At 33.5% G+C, this 18,568-nt stretch carries 13 protein-coding genes; 10 read left to right on the plus strand and 3 right to left on the minus strand.

Translation table 11 applies throughout. The annotated features are described in order from the left end of the window. Nucleotides 1–50: 50 nt before the first annotated feature. From IMCC3317_RS17500 to IMCC3317_RS17540, 9 genes are all read left to right on the plus strand, one after another. Nucleotides 51–1,304: an OmpP1/FadL family transporter gene (locus tag IMCC3317_RS17500; RefSeq protein ID WP_160130779.1), complete on the plus strand. Its 1,254-nt coding sequence runs from the start codon at nucleotides 51–53 to the stop codon at nucleotides 1,302–1,304. A 21-nt stretch (nucleotides 1,305–1,325) separates the two neighbouring features. Further along, nucleotides 1,326–2,834, plus strand: coding sequence for an SGNH/GDSL hydrolase family protein (locus tag IMCC3317_RS17505; RefSeq protein WP_160130780.1), 1,509 nt, complete (start codon nucleotides 1,326–1,328; stop codon nucleotides 2,832–2,834). A 232-nt stretch (nucleotides 2,835–3,066) separates the two neighbouring features. After that, nucleotides 3,067–4,395, plus strand: coding sequence for a trigger factor (tig, locus tag IMCC3317_RS17510; RefSeq protein ID WP_160130781.1), 1,329 nt, complete (start codon nucleotides 3,067–3,069; stop codon nucleotides 4,393–4,395). A 77-nt stretch (nucleotides 4,396–4,472) separates the two neighbouring features. Then, nucleotides 4,473–5,162, plus strand: a complete 690-nt coding sequence (gene clpP / locus IMCC3317_RS17515; protein ID WP_160130782.1) for an ATP-dependent Clp endopeptidase proteolytic subunit ClpP — start codon at nucleotides 4,473–4,475, stop codon at nucleotides 5,160–5,162. 26 nt (nucleotides 5,163–5,188) lie between these two features. Further along, nucleotides 5,189–6,421 (plus strand): ATP-dependent Clp protease ATP-binding subunit ClpX, encoded by a 1,233-nt coding sequence (clpX, locus tag IMCC3317_RS17520; RefSeq protein ID WP_160130783.1) that lies wholly within the window; start codon nucleotides 5,189–5,191, stop codon nucleotides 6,419–6,421. A 14-nt stretch (nucleotides 6,422–6,435) separates the two neighbouring features. After that, complete coding sequence (locus tag IMCC3317_RS17525) at nucleotides 6,436–7,248, plus strand: LytTR family DNA-binding domain-containing protein (protein ID WP_160130784.1); 813 nt, start codon at nucleotides 6,436–6,438, stop codon at nucleotides 7,246–7,248. Between the two features lie 118 nt (nucleotides 7,249–7,366). After that, nucleotides 7,367–8,602: a serine hydrolase domain-containing protein gene (locus tag IMCC3317_RS17530; RefSeq protein WP_160130785.1), complete on the plus strand. Its 1,236-nt coding sequence runs from the start codon at nucleotides 7,367–7,369 to the stop codon at nucleotides 8,600–8,602. 476 nt (nucleotides 8,603–9,078) lie between these two features. Further along, nucleotides 9,079–10,188 carry an ImmA/IrrE family metallo-endopeptidase gene (locus IMCC3317_RS17535; protein ID WP_228054836.1) on the plus strand — a complete coding sequence of 370 codons (1,110 nt, stop codon included), beginning with the start codon at nucleotides 9,079–9,081 and terminating at the stop codon, nucleotides 10,186–10,188. Continuing rightward, a complete protein-coding gene (locus IMCC3317_RS17540) occupies nucleotides 10,185–10,757 on the plus strand; it encodes a DUF4411 family protein (RefSeq protein ID WP_160130787.1) in 573 nt (190 codons plus the stop codon). Before IMCC3317_RS17535 ends, IMCC3317_RS17540 begins: the two co-directional genes overlap by 4 nt. Nucleotides 10,758–10,943: 186 nt before the next feature. On the opposite strand, the gene IMCC3317_RS17545 is transcribed toward IMCC3317_RS17540, so the two are convergent. Beyond that, nucleotides 10,944–12,560: an OmpA family protein gene (locus IMCC3317_RS17545; protein WP_160130788.1), complete on the minus strand. Its 1,617-nt coding sequence runs from the start codon at nucleotides 12,558–12,560 to the stop codon at nucleotides 10,944–10,946. Nucleotides 12,561–12,749: 189 nt separating this feature from the next. Next, nucleotides 12,750–14,270 (minus strand): GH3 auxin-responsive promoter family protein, encoded by a 1,521-nt coding sequence (locus IMCC3317_RS17550; protein ID WP_160130789.1) that lies wholly within the window; start codon nucleotides 14,268–14,270, stop codon nucleotides 12,750–12,752. A gap of 130 nt (nucleotides 14,271–14,400) precedes the next feature. Here IMCC3317_RS17550 and IMCC3317_RS17555 point away from each other — a divergent pair, with 130 nt between their 5' ends. Beyond that, nucleotides 14,401–15,195 carry a DUF2797 domain-containing protein gene (locus IMCC3317_RS17555; protein ID WP_160130790.1) on the plus strand — a complete coding sequence of 265 codons (795 nt, stop codon included), beginning with the start codon at nucleotides 14,401–14,403 and terminating at the stop codon, nucleotides 15,193–15,195. Between the two features lie 640 nt (nucleotides 15,196–15,835). Here the strand turns inward: IMCC3317_RS17555 and IMCC3317_RS17560 are convergent. Further along, complete coding sequence (locus IMCC3317_RS17560; protein ID WP_160130791.1) at nucleotides 15,836–18,520, minus strand: AsmA-like C-terminal region-containing protein; 2,685 nt, start codon at nucleotides 18,518–18,520, stop codon at nucleotides 15,836–15,838. Nucleotides 18,521–18,568 lie beyond the last annotated feature (48 nt).

Raw genomic sequence — 18,568 nt, forward strand, 5'->3', positions numbered from 1 at the left:
GAACCACTGATTTTACAAAAATTTAACCTTAAATCAACAATTTTATAATTATGAAAAAACTTTTATTGATATTGACCATCGCATGTTCGGCTTCGGTAATGTATGCTGGAGGATATAGAGTCGGAGTACAAGGTCATAAGCAATTGGCAATGGGACATACAGGAGTTGCAGTTGTAACAAGTGCTGAATCAGCATTCTTTAATCCTGCAGGTTTGGTATACTTAGATGGAAAACTTAATGTTTCTCTAGGAGCCGCAGCAGTACTTTCAAAAACATCTTACCAAAATAGAGAATTCGGATATAAAGCAGAAGCTGACAATCCTGTAGGAACACCATTTTATGCATACGGAGCTTACAAAATTACAGATTGGTTATCTGTAGGTTTAGCAGTATACACACCTTACGGAAGTAGCGTAGAATGGCCAACAGATTGGGAAGGTTCTCATTTAGTAAATAATATTGAATTATCTGCAATCTTTATTCAACCTACAATTGCAATAAAAATTAGTGACAAATTAAGTGTTGGTGGTGGACCAATATATGTTTCAGGAGCGGTAAACTTTAACAGAAACTTATCTAGAAACTTATCAGATGAAACTGGTGCACGTTCAAATGTAACTATTGACGCTTCAGGAATCAACGCTTGGGGATATACTGTAGGAGCAATGTTTCGTCCAACAGATAAAATTAACATCGGATTCAACTATCGTTCACGAATTGACATGAATGTAGAAAGAGGCGATGGAACAGCAGATTTCGAAAACTTACCAGCAGCATTAGCACCTGGTTTTGCAGATGGAGACTTTACAGCGTCATTACCATTGCCAGCAGAATTAACGTTTGGAATTGCTTTTGAACCAGCAGACAAATGGTTAGTTGCCATAGATTATACAAGAACATTTTGGGATGCATATGAATCTTTAGATGTACAATTCTTCAACTCAGCAGGATTATCTAGAAATCCAAGAGCATACAAAAACTCTTCAATCTATAAAATTGGAGCACAATACGAAGCAACTCAAAAAGTAACTGTAAGAGCTGGATTTTACTTTGACGAATCGCCAATTAGAGACGGATTCTTCGCGCCAGAAACACCAAGACCAGATTCAGTAAACTTTACAACTGGTTTCTCATATAGCTTTAACAGTAAATGGGCAATTGATGCGTCTGTATTATATGTACATTCTAACGAAATTCAAAACTCTTACGATCATTTCGTAGAAGCTGGACAACCTTTATCATTCGGAGGAGAATATAAGTCGAATGCTTTAGTAGCAGGAATTGGAGTATCGTACAAATTATAATAAAAAAAGAGCAGAAAAAAGATGAAAAATAATATAAAATATATAGCAGTATTGGCGTTAGGGTTTTTTGCCTGTGAGCCAGAATTTGATAATCCAGTTGATGAAAGCGGAGCGTATACAAACGGATCAGCAGACTTTTCTACATTTGTAGCTGTCGGAAACTCATTAACGGCGGGTTACATGGACGGAACCGTTTATAAAAGTAGTCAAGAAAACTCTTTTCCAAACATCATGGCGCAACAATTTGCGTATGCTGGCGGAGGAGAATTTACACAACCATCTTACGATGATGATGTAAATAATGCTGGAGGATTTTTATTAAATGGAAGTCCATTACCTGGTTTTGGAACACGTTTAGTATTAGACGCAAGTCAAGGACGTCCAGAACCTTTAAATGTTACTTCAACAATTGAACTATCAAGTTTGCAAGCGAAAGCATACAACAATATGGGAGTTCCTGGAGCAAAATCGTTTCACTTGGCGTTTCCAGGATATGGAAACTTAGCAGGATTGCCAAATGCAAATCCATATTTTATCAGACATGCAACAACGCCTAATGCAACGGTAATTGGAGACGCAACATCATTAAATCCAACGTTTTTTTCGCTTTGGATAGGAAACAACGATATCTTAGGATTCGCTACTTCTGGTGGTATTGGAGTTGACCGAACAGGAAATCCAAATCCATTGGCACATGGACCAGCGGATATAACAGATCCAGGATTATTTGCAGCAACATACCAAGGTTTGGTAAACGCATTAACAGCAAACGGAGCAAAAGGTGTCGTAGCTACATTGCCAGATGTGACATCAATTCCGTATTTTACAACAGTACCTTACAATCCAATTCCAATGGATGCGGGAACAGCAGCTTTTGTAAACAATGCATATGCTACCTATAATGGTGGATTGCAATTTGCAGTAGGGAATAGTTTAATTACAGCGGCAGAAGCAGCACAACGTACTATTACATTCTCAGCAGGTCAAAACGCAGTTGTAATTATTGATGAAGACTTAACAAACCTTACTGGATTTGGAATACCAAGTTACAGAATGACAACCGTAAATGACTTACTTATACTTCCATCTTCTGGATTTATTGGGACACTAGCTGATCCAGCAGATCCTACATCCGTAAATGGTGTTGGAGTACCATTAGCTGATAACTGGGTTTTAACTTCAACAGAAGTTGAAATGGTAAGAACGGCAAGAACTGCATACAACAACGCTATTGTATCAATTGCAGCAGCAAGCGACTTAGCAGTAGCTGATATGGGCGTAAAACTAGAAGAATTAGTATCTGGTTTACGTACAACAGACGGACAAATATATACAAATAATTACTTTAATGGTACTAGTAACTCAATTGCAACGGTAGTATTCTCTTTAGATGGAGTGCATCCTAATGCAAGAGGTTATGCAATTGTAGCAAACGAATTCATTAGAGTCGTAAATGAAAAATATGGTTCAGATGTTCCAGGAGTAACAGCAGGATACTATTCAGGTGTTACCGTAGTTCCATCAAACTAAAACAAACTAAAAATATTGATAAAGAAGCACTGAGAAATCGGTGCTTTTTTTATGCTTTAATCTTTTGTGAACGATGCTTTAATCTAGTAAAATCTACAAGCAAGTAGAATACACTTCAAAATTTCTGTAATTTCAGTAAAAATAAACTGATACACAATTGATTAAATAACTTGATTGGCTTTTAAAAAAAACGTACTTTTGCACACCAATTTTCATATTACAAATAACGAAGATGAATATAACAAAGAATAATATAGACGATTTAAACGCAGTTGTTACAGTAGAAATCAACAAAGAAGATTACAGTGACAAAGTGGAGAAAATTTTAGTAGACTACAAAAAAACCGCTAACATTCCAGGATTTAGAAAAGGGCATGTGCCAATGGGATTAGTGAAAAAGCAATATGGGAAAACAGTACTTGTAGATGAAGTAAACAAACTTTTACAAGAAAACCTAAACAAGTATTTAGTAGACGAAAAACTTGATATTCTTGGAAATCCATTGCCTAGAATGCAAGAAGAATTTGATTGGGAAGCTGAAAATTTCTCTTTCGAATTTGAATTAGGATTAGCGCCTACGTTTGATATCGATCTAAAGAAAAATGCAATTACTCAGTATGCTATTGTTGCAGATGATAAAATGATTGATGGACAAGTAGAAAACATTAGAAAGCAATACGGAAAACTAACGAGTCAGGATGAAGTTACTAAGGAATCTGAAGTAACAGGTGTTTTTACAAACGAAGAAAAAGAAATTGAAAACAACGCTACATTCAGTCTTGATAAACTAGAAGGTAAGAAAAACAAAGATAAATTTATCGGAGCTAAAGTTGGCGATACTATTGAATTGAATACGAAGAAATTGTTTGAAAACGATCATGACTTAATGAACTTCTTAAAAGTAGCCCATGATGATGTGCATGATTTAGACATTGAAGTATCTTTCAAAATCAATGAAGCCAACACAAGAGAATTGGCAGAATTAAACCAAGAATTGTTCGATAAACTATTCGGAGAAGGAAATGTATCTAACTTAGAAGAAGTAAAAGCGAAGATCAAAGAAGATGCGGAAAAGCAATTTGTGCAACAATCTGACCAACGTTTACTAAATGATGTAACAGAAGAATTAATCGAAAATACGAAATTCGATTTACCAGCTAACTTCCTTAAAAAGTGGATTCAATCAGCAGGTGAACAAGAATTAACGGTGGACCAAGCGGAAGAAGAATACGCAAAATCTGAAAAAGGATTGCGGTACCAACTTATTCAAGACAGGTTAATAAAAGACAACGAAGTACAAGTTCAATTTGAAGACTTAAAAGCATTTGCAATGCAAATGATAAGAGCGCAAATGGCACAATTTGGTCAATTAAATCCAAGCGATAAAGAATTAGAAGACATCGCAGCAAGAATATTATCTAACCAAGATGAGGTTCGTAGATTGACAGATCAGTTGCTGAGTCAAAAATTATTAGACCTTTTCAAAGAAAAAGCAAACCTTAAAAAGAAAGAAGTGACGTACGAAAACTTCGTTAAAGAAGTATACGGAGACAGTCATTAAAAAATAAAATTCTTATATTTAAGGCGTTAAAATAATTATTTTAACGCCTTTTTTAATCAAAAAATACAAAGACACAAATGGATCATAAAAAAGAATTTCACAAATACGCGACTAAACATCACGGTATCAGTAACATGTACTATGATAAAATTGTAAGTCGTATGTCGCCTTCCATTACAAATCCAATAGGAATGACTCCATATATCATAGAAGAGCGCCAAATGAATGTAGCGCAAATGGACGTATTCTCTCGATTAATGATGGATAGAATCATATTTCTAGGAACAGGAATTGACGACAATATTGCAAACATAGTACAAGCGCAATTACTATTCATGGAAAGTGTAGACTCGGCAAAAGACATTCAAATCTACATCAACTCTCCAGGTGGTGGCGTTTATGCAGGTTTGGGAATCTATGATACGATGCAGTTCATAAAACCAGACGTAGCAACAATTTGTACAGGTATGGCGGCTTCAATGGGCGCAGTATTATTATGTGCAGGTCATCCGGGAAAACGCTCTGGATTAACACACTCAAGAGTAATGATTCACCAACCACTTGGTGGCGCGCAAGGACAAGCGAGTGACATTGAAATCACAGCGAGAGAAATCATGACATTAAAAAAAGAATTATACGATATCATTTCTAAGCACTCTGGACAAACGTATGAAAAAATACACAATGATTCTGATAGAGATTATTGGATGAAGGCAGACAAAGCAATGGAATACGGAATGATTGATGAAATACTTGTAAGAGAATAACGGTTACAAGTCAATAAAAAGGAATAATGGCGAAAGAAGAATTAGAATGTTCATTCTGTGGTAGAAAAAAACCAGAAACCAATCTATTGATTGCTGGTTTAGATGCTCATATCTGCGACAGATGTATTGAACAAGCGCATGGAATTGTATTAGAAGAATCAAAACAGTCCAGTAATGACGACTTATCGTCAGAATTGGTACTGCGCAAACCAAAACAGATAAAAGCGTTCTTGGACGAATTTATCATTGGGCAAGCTGCAACCAAAAAAGTAATGTCGGTTGCGGTATACAATCACTACAAACGATTGTTGCAACCACCAACAAATGATAGTATTGAAATTCAAAAAAGTAATATCATCATGGTTGGGCAAACTGGAACAGGAAAAACATTAATGGCAAAAACCATTGCTAAAATGTTAAATGTTCCGTTGGCAATTGTAGATGCAACTGTCTTAACCGAAGCTGGTTATGTTGGTGAAGATGTAGAAAGTATCCTAACACGTTTATTACAAGCAGCTGATTACAGTCTAGAAAAAGCAGAACGCGGTATTGTTTTTATTGATGAAATAGACAAAATTGCACGTAAAAGTGACAATCCATCCATTACGCGTGATGTTTCTGGTGAAGGCGTACAGCAAGCTTTACTAAAACTTTTAGAAGGAACTGTTGTAAATGTTCCGCCAAAAGGTGGACGTAAACATCCAGATCAAAAATTTATCGAAGTAAACACAGAAAATATCTTGTTCATTGCCGGTGGAGCTTTTGATGGAATCAACAGAGTCATTACAAAGCGACTCAACATGCAAGCAGTTGGATATAGCGCATCCAAAGGTGAAGAAACATTCGACAAGGAAAATATCTTACAATACATCATTCCAAAAGACTTAAAAGATTTTGGGTTAATTCCTGAAATCATTGGTCGTTTGCCTGTATTGACATACATGGATCCATTAGACGCGGATACATTAAGAGCGATTTTGACGGAGCCGAAAAATGCGATCATCAAACAATACAAAAAATTATTCTCAATGGATAATATTGAGTTTGATATCACAGAAGGAGCTTTAGGATTTATTGTTGAAAAAGCAATTGAATACAAACTTGGTGCGCGTGGATTACGTTCTTTATGTGAAACAATCTTAACTGATGCAATGTTTGAATTGCCAGGTTCTGATGAAAAAGAATTAAAAATCACGAAAGCATACGCTGAGAAAAAAATATCGAAATTAGTTATCAAAAAATTAAAAGCAGTATCATAAATTCTTTGTAGCTAATGCAGATAAAAAGTTTTTACATCCAATCAATACCGAAACAGTTATTGATTGGATTTTTTATTGGACTTTGGTTATTTCTATTTCTCTTCTTTGTAGAACCTTTTGATATGTATCAATTGGAACCAAACGAACGCAGTTTTGCAGCATTAGGATATAGTATTGTTGGCGTATTAACATATGTAATCGTGATTCCGATGCAAAAAATACTCTACAATATTGGTCATTCTTGGAGTTTACTTAAAGAAATTCTCTTGCTAGTTTCGTTACTAGTAATCTCAGGAATTACGAGTTTTCTATTTTTCAAATTTATATTATTACCAAATGAGCCAAATACGTATGACTTTGGTTTCTTCTTCTCGCAACGCGTATTTCCAACGGTTTTACTAATGTTGCCTGTAATGATTTTTTTAAGATGGATTTTTGGCGATAAAACGCAGATGGAAACTTTAACAGCAGTACCAAAAGAACAATCAATTGTAATCAAAGGCGAAAACAAAGCAGAAGTATTACATCTAAAAGACGCTGAATTGGTTTTCATTGAATCTGCAAACAATTATGTGAAAGTTCATTACTTATTGCAAAATGAATTGAAGAACGAACTCTTTCGAACCAAAATATCTGTCTTGCAAAAAGAATTTCCGTTCTTACTAAAAACGCATCGATCATTTCTCATAAATCCGATTCACTTTTTAGAATGGAAACGAGAATCTTCACAATCAATATTGTTATTAAAGCCAAACGTTACAGAAATTCCTGTGTCCAAAACGTACAAAAAAGCATTGGTAGCGAAATTCATTAATCCCGCAGAATAATACGTTCGCCAAAGCGGAAAATTTTCACCACTCAAACCGATTCATTCGCCACAAATAGTTGTAAACACTCATAAAAAGTCGGAATATTGAACTGTCAAACACAAACAAAAAATTCATTATGAAAAAGACAATCTTCAAAGTATTCGCCCTAACACTATTAGTAATTACAGTTTTTTGCTGTGAAAGTTGCACCATGGTTTATAGAACTATTGCGCATGGACAAGCAGACATTACAGATAACGAATGGCAACCAAATGTTACGGTAGCAAAAGGAACAGACGATTTCATGTTTGCTGCAAAAACCGACACAGAATTAGCTTCTTTCTTAGATGAAACTTTGCAAGGAACAAATACAAATGCTTTTATGGTCATTAGAAACGATACCATTATCTACGAGAAGTTTTATAATGAATATGATAAAAACTCGCTTTTAACATCTTTCTCGGTAGCAAAATCTTTTGTATCGGCGTTGGTCGGAATTGCGCAAGAAGAAGGTTTGTTGGACGAAAACGCATCGATTACAACGTATTTGCCAGAATTATTAAAGCAAGACAAAGACTTTGAGAAAATCACGGTAAAACACTTGCTAAACATGCAAAGCGGAATCAAATTTGACGAATATCCAAGAATCAATCCATTTACAGGAATGGCACGTTTGTATTACGGAACCAACATTCGCTCCAAAGTAACCAACGGAATGAGCATTGCAGAAGCGCCAGGACGTTACAATTACAGAAGTATAGATACGCAGGTTTTAGGTGTAATTTTAGAGCGTGTTACAAAAATGCCTTTAGAAGAATATCTATCTCAAAAAATATGGAAACCACTTGGAATGAAATCAGATGCAACTTGGTCTGTAGATAGCGAAAGTAGTAAAATGGTCAAAGCATTCTGTTGTTTAAACGCTACAGCCGAAGATTTTGCAAAATTTGGACGCTTATATTTAAATGGCGGAATGTACAATGGTGTTCAAATTGTGCCAAAAGCTTGGGTTGAAAAAACGAATAGTGGGAAAAAAATCAGAAGTCATTCAGGATACAAAAACAAATGGTGGACAAGTACACATTACGATGTATTTGACACGGAAGCAGAAGGCGAAGCATACGCAGAAGCGAACGGAAAGCAGTTTCTAAGCACGAAAAAGTTAAAAAGCGGTAAATATGTTTCGTATTTCCAAGGAGACGATTACAACGCATTAGGAATCCTTGGGCAACATGTCTATGTAAATCCAACAGAAAACCTTATTATAGTTCGTTTGGGCGATTCTTGGAGACATAATAAATTCTACTTATCTGAATTAATTTATACCTACGTTGGAAACGGCAGATATAAAAAGATGTTGGAGAAGGAGTAATATGTTTATAGTATACTAACAGCCAAAAGTTAATAGATTGCTATTAGCTTTTGGCTGTATGCTTTTAGTAGTTCTCGTCAAACTGAACTATGTGCTGAACTTGATTCAGTATTGATTCAGTTTTCATATAATCATTTACAATCAATATGGTGAGATTCTGAATCAAGTTTAACAGGTGTTCAGAACGAAGTTTTTAAGTTTTTTTTTAACAGTTTTCTGCTTAAAAAGATTAGTTGTTGTTGAGGTTTTTTGTAAGTTTCTTTGATATTTTTACTCACCTTACGGGAAAGCACATTGTTTAGTTATAGTATTTATTTTATATTTATGGGAAATCAATGGAATGGAGAGTAGAAATTATGTATATATTATTAGTTACAATCTAGACCAAGAAACAAATTTGTACCTTTGAATTCTGAAATTTAAAAACATTCTTGAAAGTAGAACATAATATATCTCGATTAAAGCACCTGCTGAAAATGTATAAACTTTCACTATCTGAATTTTTATTGAAAATCAGTGAAGGTTTAAAGATGCCTATAAGTGAAAAAGATGTTTTTTCTGAAAGAATAGAAGTTAAGTACTTAAAAAGGATAGATAAAATTTTTGAAAAAGGGATTCATTACTATTTAGACCCAAAAGCACCTGAAAACTCGAAGGAAGCAAGTGTTTTTTTTAGAAAAGAAAGTTTTGGAACTGAATTAAATTTTAGAGCAAAAAAAATAGTAAGTCAATTTGAGGAATTAAAAATATCAATTACTGCAATTTCAAAATTAGCAGAATTGGATACAAAAAGAAAAATTTCAAAATTTAGCATAAGGGATAATCCAGAAAAAATAGCAAATGAATTTAGAAAAATTTTATACCCTAACTTCACTTCAAAACGCAGGGATTTTCTCAAATCCCTGATTTCAAAACTAGCGGAAAGTAATGTTTTAGTTTTTGAGTTTGTGGAAACTCATAATAGAAAAGAGAAAGCTAATATTGATGGCTTTTTTCTAAAACCAAATGTTATAGTCCTAAAAAGGCATCAATCTTTTCGAAGAGAAATATTTACCTTAGCTCATGAGTTGGGTCATTTTTTACTTGATAAAGAAGAAATTGAATTACTTGATTACAGTGTCATCGCAGATAAGCATTTATCTTCCATTGAAAGATGGTGTAATGATTTTGCGTATTATTTTCTAGTTGGCGAATATGGAAAAGTAATTAAGCACCTTGAGGTTGCTAAAGAGTCTAATGACTATCATTTTGATTTGATAAAAACAATTTCAGATAACACTCATTTGAGTCAAATCGCATTATTTACTAGATTGTTATTTAAAAATCAAATTAGCCAAACTAATTATAACAGAGTCAGGAATGAATTTGAAGAACAATTTCAAAAATATCAAAAAGAAAAAGATAGAGAAAAAGAATTACAAAAAGAAAAAGGCATAAAACTAAGAGGTTCAGTTGCAAAACCAATTTCTTCACCTTTGTTTATTTCAACCATTCAAACTGCATTTTATGAAGGTATAATAAGTGAATATGAAGTTTGTAAAAAGTTGAACATCAAACCTGAAAAGTTAAATAAAATTATTCAATGATAGTAGTAATAGATACAAGTTCTTTGTTGTCCTTGGTTCGTTATTACTTACCATTTGACCAAGATAATAGACTTCTGAACTTTATAAAAAAAGAGATACAAAATCATAACATTATTGTTATAGATGAAGTATTAAATGAGTGCAAATTGGTCTCTGGAAAATTAGTTGTAAAAAAATTAAATTTTTTACTTGATAAAGAATTTTTAAAGAAGAACAAAGTCCCAATTAAAACAGATAATTTAATTCCACCGTCACCTAAAAAATTCTATAACCTTGTAGATAATACATTCAAAACAACTAATGCAAAAAGATTAAATAGTGCTCAATTTGAACAGCAAAAAAAAGAATTTTTAGAATCAGCAGATGCACGAATGATTATTTATTTACTAATTCAAATTAGTAAAAATTCATTTGAAAATTTAATTCTTGTAACTGAGGAAACAGAAGGAAGTAATGACTTAAAAGCTTTTAAGAAATTGCCAGCGATTTGTAAAATATTGGATATAGAAGTGAAAACCCTACCTGAATTATTAGAATCGTATAATGACATAAATTTATCATTTGAATGATAAATTTCCAATACATAAAAAGAGAAACTGTTTAGAAAGTCTTAAAAAACATTAAATCGAATTTACACCAAGCCCTTTTAAGGGCTTTATTTAGTTATGGGGCTGATTTACTTAAACTTTGCAAAACAAAAAAAAGAGCACTCAAACGAGCACTCTTTAATTGGGCAATATCAGTTTATTTACAATTTACTCCACGATAACAAACTCAATTCTACGGTTTGTTTCGTGTTGCGTTTCCGAACATGTAGTTCCACAATTCTCTTTAGGTTGTGTTTCTCCATATCCTTTTGAAACCAAACGTTCCGCATCAACTCCGTTCGCAATTAAATATGCTTTTGCAGAAGCAGCTCTTTTGTCAGACAACTTATAGTTGTAACTAGCTTTTCCTCTTGCATCGGTGTGCGCATTGATTTCAATATTCATTTCTGGATGCTCATTCAATACGTCAACAATCTTATTTAAAGATAATGTAGACTCATCTTTGATGCTCCATTTATTATAATCGAAATAGATGTTTTCTATTTTAATCACTAATTTTTCAGCTTCTACTACAATTTCGGCTTTCGCTTGTGGCAACTTAATCGTAACTGTATGTTTAAAATCGTCACCTCTAAAAGATTCAAATTCTTCGTCAGTTTCAATAAAACCATCTTTAGAAGCGTGTAAAGTATACGAATTATAAGGAATTACGGTTGTTGTAAAAACACCTTTATCATCCGAAGTAATCTTATCTACAACTCTACCATACGTATCAACAACGGTTACCGTTGCATTTGGTAACACCATGTTCGTTTTAAAATCAACAATAGTTCCTTGTAACTGTTGTGTTGTTTTTTTTCTTTTAAAATAATAAATATCATTTCCACCTTTTCCACCAGCTCTATTAGAAGTGAAAAAACCAGAATTTGATTGATCCATTAAAAACCCAAAATCATCTTCCGTACTATTCAAAGAACTTCCCATATTTACAGGGAAATTAAATTTTCCATCAATAATTTTACTTTCAAAAATATCTAAACCACCTAAGTTATAATGTCCGTTAGAAGAGAAATACAAAGCACTATTATCGCCCATTACATACGGGAACTTTTCGTCTTTGTGCGTATTAATTTCACTTCCTAAGTTTTTTGGAGCGTTATAAGTCCCATCTTCGTTTATAGTTACTGAAAAGATATCAAAACCACCTTTTGAACCTGGAATATTCGCAGAAAAGTAAATTATTTTATCATCTGGAGATAAAACTGGATTCTCAATAGCGTATCCAACTTCATTAAATGGTAGCATTTCAAAGTTTGACCACTGGTAATCTACCATTTCAGCTCTGAATATTTTTAAATTGTGCTGTCCGTTCTCTTCAATACTTCTTGTAAAGAAAACTACATTTTCTGCACTAGAAAGTGCTACAGAACCTTCATTACTTTCTTTAGTATTAATTGCTCTTGAGAAGTTGACTAAATTTTTAATAGCTCCTTTTTGATTCAAATCTCCACAATATAAATTATAAAAACCTTCTTCCTTGCTACTAAAAGCTCCAATTCTTTTGGAGGAAGAAACAATCACTTTATCTCTAAAAAATGCAGTTGCATGTTCTGAATAAGAAGTATTAATATTAAGATTTTCGAAATGGTATAGGAAACCGTTTGGATCTAAAGCTTTGATCGCTCGGTTTTCAATGTCTTTTGTGGTTACATCGCTGTAATATTCACTCGTTTCCATCGCTAATGCCTCTGGCCCTTGTGCATTTGCGAAAGTCACAGTGAAAAATGCTGAAAGAATCAGCATGGTAGGTGTGAATTTTTTCATTTTAAAATTTGGTATTGTACTATTGTTAATAATCTGATATTGTAAAGATAGCAAGCGAACACCGATACTTTTATTTTATTAGACAAATGACTCGAAAATCCGACAAGGAGAGTTTTAAAGGGAAATCGGTAGGAAAAAAACAGGTATTTTCCCCTGTAAAAAGAGGCTAATATATTGAACTACAAAGAACTATTGTGTAGAATTCATTTGAAGTAAATCATCCAAATAGATGCGTTCATTGGACAATCTTGGGATTTTATGTTGTCCGCCAAGTTTGTCTTTTTTCTTTAACCAATCGTAAAATAATCCGTTGCGCGCGACATGTAATTTTAGACTATTTAACGTTAAATTATTAAAGCGTTTTGCTTCGTAATCAGAGTTGATATTTTGCAGTGCTTCATCCAATAAAAAAGCAAATTCATCAATATTTTCTGGTGCTTTCTTAAACTCAATAATCCATTCGTGCGCACCTTTTTCACGATCAATCATAAAAATGGGTCCTGCAGTATATTCTACAATTTCTGATTTGGTAGCAATACAAACTCTTTTCAAAGCGTCTTTTGCATTTTCAATAATTAATTCTTCACCAAAAACATTAATGTGATGTTTGGTGCGTCCTGTTACTTTAACGCGATGCGGACTCGTAGATGTAAAGCGAATTGTATCGCCAATTCTATAGCGCCATAAACCTGCATTTGTCGTAATAACAACGGCATAGTTTTTCCCAATTTCAACATCAGACAACGGAATCACTTTCGGATCTAATGTATGAAAAGTATCCATCGGAATAAACTCATAAAAAATACCATAATCGAGCATTAACAACAATTCATCAGAATCATTTCGATCTTGAATGGCAAAGAAACCTTCCGAAGCATTGTAAATTTCGTAATATTTAAATTCAGGTTTTGGCAATAAATTTCGATACTGTTCTTCGTAAGGTCCAAAACTTACGCCGCCGTGAAAATATACTTCTAAATTCTCCCAAACTTCAAACAAATTTGCTTTCTGGGTTTGGACTAAAACTTCGTTCATTAACACCAACATCCACGATGGAACGCCAGCCAAACTTGTTACGTTTTCACGAATTGTTTCTTTAATAATAGCATCAATCTTCACTTCCCAATCGCCCATTAAAGACACTTTATTGCTTGGCGTACTGCTAAATTCCGCCCAAAGCGGTAAATTATCAATCAATATAGCAGACAAGTCGCCAAAATACGTTCCGTTTTGTTCGTACAATTCTTTGCTTCCGCCCAAGCGTAAACTCTTTCCATTAAACAATTGTGAACCTTCATTATTATTCAAATACATAGACAGCAAATCTTTGCTTGCTGCATAATGGCATAACTCTAAAGAATCTTGACTTACGGGAATAAATTTACTTTTAGCGTTCGTTGTTCCACTCGATTTTGCAAACCAACGAATTGGTTTTGGCCAAAAAATATTCGATTCTCCTTTGCGGGAACGTTCAATCATTGGTTGAATGTCCTCGTAACAAGTCACAGGAATTCGTTCCGTAAAAGTTTTATAATTGGTAATAGTTGGAAAATCGTATTGTTTTCCAATTTCCGTTTTTTGTGCAGTATTCACCAAAGACATCAGCAATTCTAATTGTACTTCGTTTGGGTTCTTCAAAAAATGCTCTATTTGATAGATGCGTTTTTTCAAAAACCAAGAAGCGATAGAATTTACTAATGGTATCGACATTGTATTTGAGTTATTCGGTTGTGATTTTAGTTGATAAAATATGGTTGCTCGCGAAAAGTTTTTTACTTTCGTGAACGATCTTCTTGGAAGCAATCATACTTTAAGTGAATAAAAATAGCAAAAATCTTTAATGATGTATCAAGGTGTTTTAACAAAAATGCAAACAGAGTTTGGAAAACCGATTCAATATTACCTAAATTTTGAGGATGATTTCCTGAATATGAACCAATTACTAGATAAAACACTGACTTTAAATTTTGAAAAATTTGAATGCTTAAATTGTCATTTAAATAAAGAAATTTACCGTCAGGGATTCTGTAAAAGCTGTTTTTTCGAAATTCCGACTGCTGGCGACTGGATTATGCGTCCCGAATTGAGCACTGCACATTTGGATGTTGAAGACCGCGATTTGGAGTATGAGAAAAAAGTACAACTAAAACCACACATTGTCTATTTGGCATTATCTAGCGAAATAAAAGTTGGTGTTACCCGAAAAGGACAAGTGCCTACACGTTGGATAGATCAAGGCGCTGTAAAAGCCGTAGAAATTGTAGAAGTGCCAAACAGATATTTGGCTGGAATTACGGAAGTTGCGTTAAAATCTTTTGTGTCTGATAAAACAAATTGGCGAAAAATGCTTCAAAATCTCAATGAAGATGCTGATTTATTAGCAAAAAAAGAAGAATTAAAGCAATTTATTCCTGAAGAAGCAAAACCTTATTATTTACCAAATAGGGAAGTTGTAGAGTTGGAATTTCCTGTATTATCGTATCCAGAAAAAGTAAAAAGTCTGAATCTTACCAAAACACCAAATTATTCAGGTGTTTTAAAAGGCATCAAAGGACAATATTTAATATTTGAAGACAATACTGTTTTCAACATTCGCGGAAACGAAGGTTTGGTGGTGAATCTTTCGATTGATTAAAAGATTGAAGAATTTAATAATTGAAAAATTCTCAACCGTTCTCGATACAATTTTCTATCGAAAATCACTCGAACTGACGCACGCTAGCGCGAGTTTTTAACTCGTGTCCCACTTTAGTATGTATAAAACAGCTTGTTTGACGGCACAAGGTGCAAACTTGCGCTAGCAGTGAATCTTTCGATTGATTAAAAGATTGAAGAATTTAATAATTGAAAAATTCTCAACCGTTCTCGATACAATTTTCTATCGAAAATCACTCGAACTGACGCACGCTAGCGCGAGTTTTTAACTCGTGTCCCACTTTAGTATGTATAAAACAGCTTGTTTGACGGCACAAGGTGCAAACTTGCGCTAGCAGTGAATCTTGCGATTGATTAAAAGATTGAAGAATTTAATAATTGAAAAATTCTCAACCGTTCTCGATACAATTTTCTATCGAAAATCACTCGAACTGACGCACGCCAGCGCGAGTTTTTAACTTGTATTCCATCTATATTTTACTTCAAAAAACTAAAAAGCCTCTTTTAAACTCAATTTTCAAATTAACACATTTTCAAATCATCAAATAGAATTCGTAGAATTCAAACACGCAACACGCATTTTCAAATTGACTAATCTTCAAATCAAACAATCGTTAAAATCAATTCACAGAATCTTTCGCTTTCTCCTGTTGTTTCTTCGCTGCTGCTTCTCGCTTCGCTTTTTCTTCCGCTTCTTTTTTCTTCTTCCGATTTCCTAAAAGACTTCCCAAAACACTTGTCACTTTATCGCTCGTAGAATTTGGCGTTGTTACAGTAGAATCTTTTTTAGTATCATTTCCTTTAATCAAACCACCCAAAATATCATCCACAGTATCGTTTCCTGTGTTGATGTTTCCCAACGCTTCTTGCGCTTTTAATTTACCTAATTTGACAAGCAAATCTTTCGTGGCACTTGCCAAATCGGTTGTGAAATTTGGACTTGTGAAGTTTCCAGTAATCTTTGTAGAAACAGGAATGGTAACATTTTTCGCTTCTTCTGATTTTATTTGAGAAAGCAACGAAGTCACTTCCGTACCTAAATATTTCGCAGGAATTTGAAATGTTGCATTGTAATTCAACGATTGATCAAATCCGTGACTTCCTGCAATCGTGATTTCAATTTCTTTATAGGTAAACGAAAAAGGCTTTACGTTTACTTTTCCATCTTCAAAAGATAATCTCGTTTTAATATCTTCAATACTAATTTTGTTCAGATCAATAAAAGTCAGTTTCTCATTAATCGTATTAAAAAAGTCAATATTTGTAGATTTTAACGTTGTCGTCAATAATTCTGCAAACGCATTTCCTGAAATTGTTGTCAAATTTAGTGTATAGCTTTCGCTTAAATTACCTTTCAGAGAAATAGTCGTATTTAGTTTTCCATTTAATGCTTTTGCAATTGGCGCAATGCTTTGAAGCAATTCTAATCCATTAAATGATTTCGAAAGATCAAACGAATTCATATCTAAATCCATTGCAAAAGTTGGCACTTCATTTCTGGTAGAAACCAAGCCGCTCATTTTTATTTTTCCATCAAAAAGATCGGAAGTCACATCGTTTAAAATCGCTTCTCCATTATCCAACGCTAAGTTTCCTTTTACATTAGTCAATTCAATGTTGTCATAAAATACCTTTTGTGAATTTACATTGATGTTACAATCCAAAAACGCTGGAATTTTTAACGCTTCTCCTTTTTTAACTTCTGAATTTTGATTTTTGCTTCCTGCGGTACTTGCCACCATAAAATCATTTACATGAAATTCATTGGAATTCACATTGAAGTTTCCTTTCAATTTTCCTTCATTAAACAGAAAACCAAGTAAATTTTCAATAGTTCCTGTGGCGTTAAAATCACTCTTTCCGCTTGTAGCATCAAACTTTTTCAAGGTTATTCTTCCTGGTACAAAGTCAATACTTGCCTCTGAAATTGCCAACGGATTTACTACATCTTTCGAAGAAAATAAAAAGTCAGTTATTTTTAAGTTTCCATTATTTTTAATACGATCATACTTTTGATTTTCAATCGCAGCCATGTCAAAACTAGTCGTCAAATTTGCATCTAAAATTCCGCTCAATTCTTTATTCAATTCTATCGGATATGCTTTTGAAATATTACCTAAATTCAACTTTCCAACAATCGTCGCATCTACTTTCGGGTTTGTCATTAATTGTGAAAGTATTCCGTTTCCACGAAAAGAATCTTCATCAATCTTAAACGCCAAATTGTTAATATCCAAATATGTATCTGCAACTTTTCCTGTAGTATTTTTTAATTGCGCATTGATATTGATATTTTCAACACTTTTTGGTAAATCAGGATATTTAAAAGATGCATTAGTTGAAACCACTTTAATATCAATATTCGGAATTCTTTCTGCATTTGAAATTCCTTTGATTTCTCCAGAAACTTCAAAATTTCCTGCCGTTTTTACGTCTGTAATATTTTTAGCATATGCTTCAGGAATGACAGCCAAAAAGTTTTTAAAATCGGAAGAAGGCGTTTGTAATGTGAGTTGAATTTCCTGCGAATCTGCATTTACTTTTACAAAACCATCAAACTTCAACGGCAACTGATTTATTAACGCATTATTTTCTAAAAACGTATACGTATTTGTTGTCAAATCCATACCAATTAAGGCGTCTAAGGCAACTTGTTGTTTATTTATATACTTCATTCCATCAATTCCAAAAGAAACTAATGCGTCAGTTTTTGTGTCCAATTCAGATTTCTCCAATGAAAAATCGCCAAAACCTTCATGTTGTAATTTATGAATGATTAAAGATGTTTTGCTTTTTGCATCGTAATATTGAATATCAGTATTGTAAACGTGATAATTATCTATTTTGAATTTAAAATCGGAAGTTTCAGAAGCATTCTCAGCTGTTGGAGTTTCGCTTGGTTTTGCAATATCGTAGTTTGCGTTTCCATCTTCATCAACAGTAATGTTCAATTTTGCGTTATCAATCGTAAAACTATAAATATGAATGGCTTCGTTTGGACCTTTAAAAAGTTCGCCAATTGCAGTTGTTACCGCAACTTCTTTTCCGTAAAAAAGTGTGTCATTTTCAAAAGGTGCATTATTTATAACTTTCACGTCTTGTAAAACAATAGAAGCTTTTGGGAAATTTCTGAAAAAACTAACGTCTACATCTGCAAAATCAACTTTTGCATTTACGTTTTCGTTGATCGTTTCTTTCACCATTGCAACAATTTTTCCTTTAAATAAAAAAGGAGCTGCTGCTAATGCGATAATCAAAACTAATATGGTTATTCCTGTTATTTTTAATACTTTTTTCACTTTCATGGATGCATTTTTTTTCACTAATAAATAAAGTAAAATTATAAAGAATTA

This window comes from Kordia antarctica, assembly GCF_009901525.1.
In the GTDB taxonomy this organism is placed as follows: domain Bacteria; phylum Bacteroidota; class Bacteroidia; order Flavobacteriales; family Flavobacteriaceae; genus Kordia; species Kordia antarctica.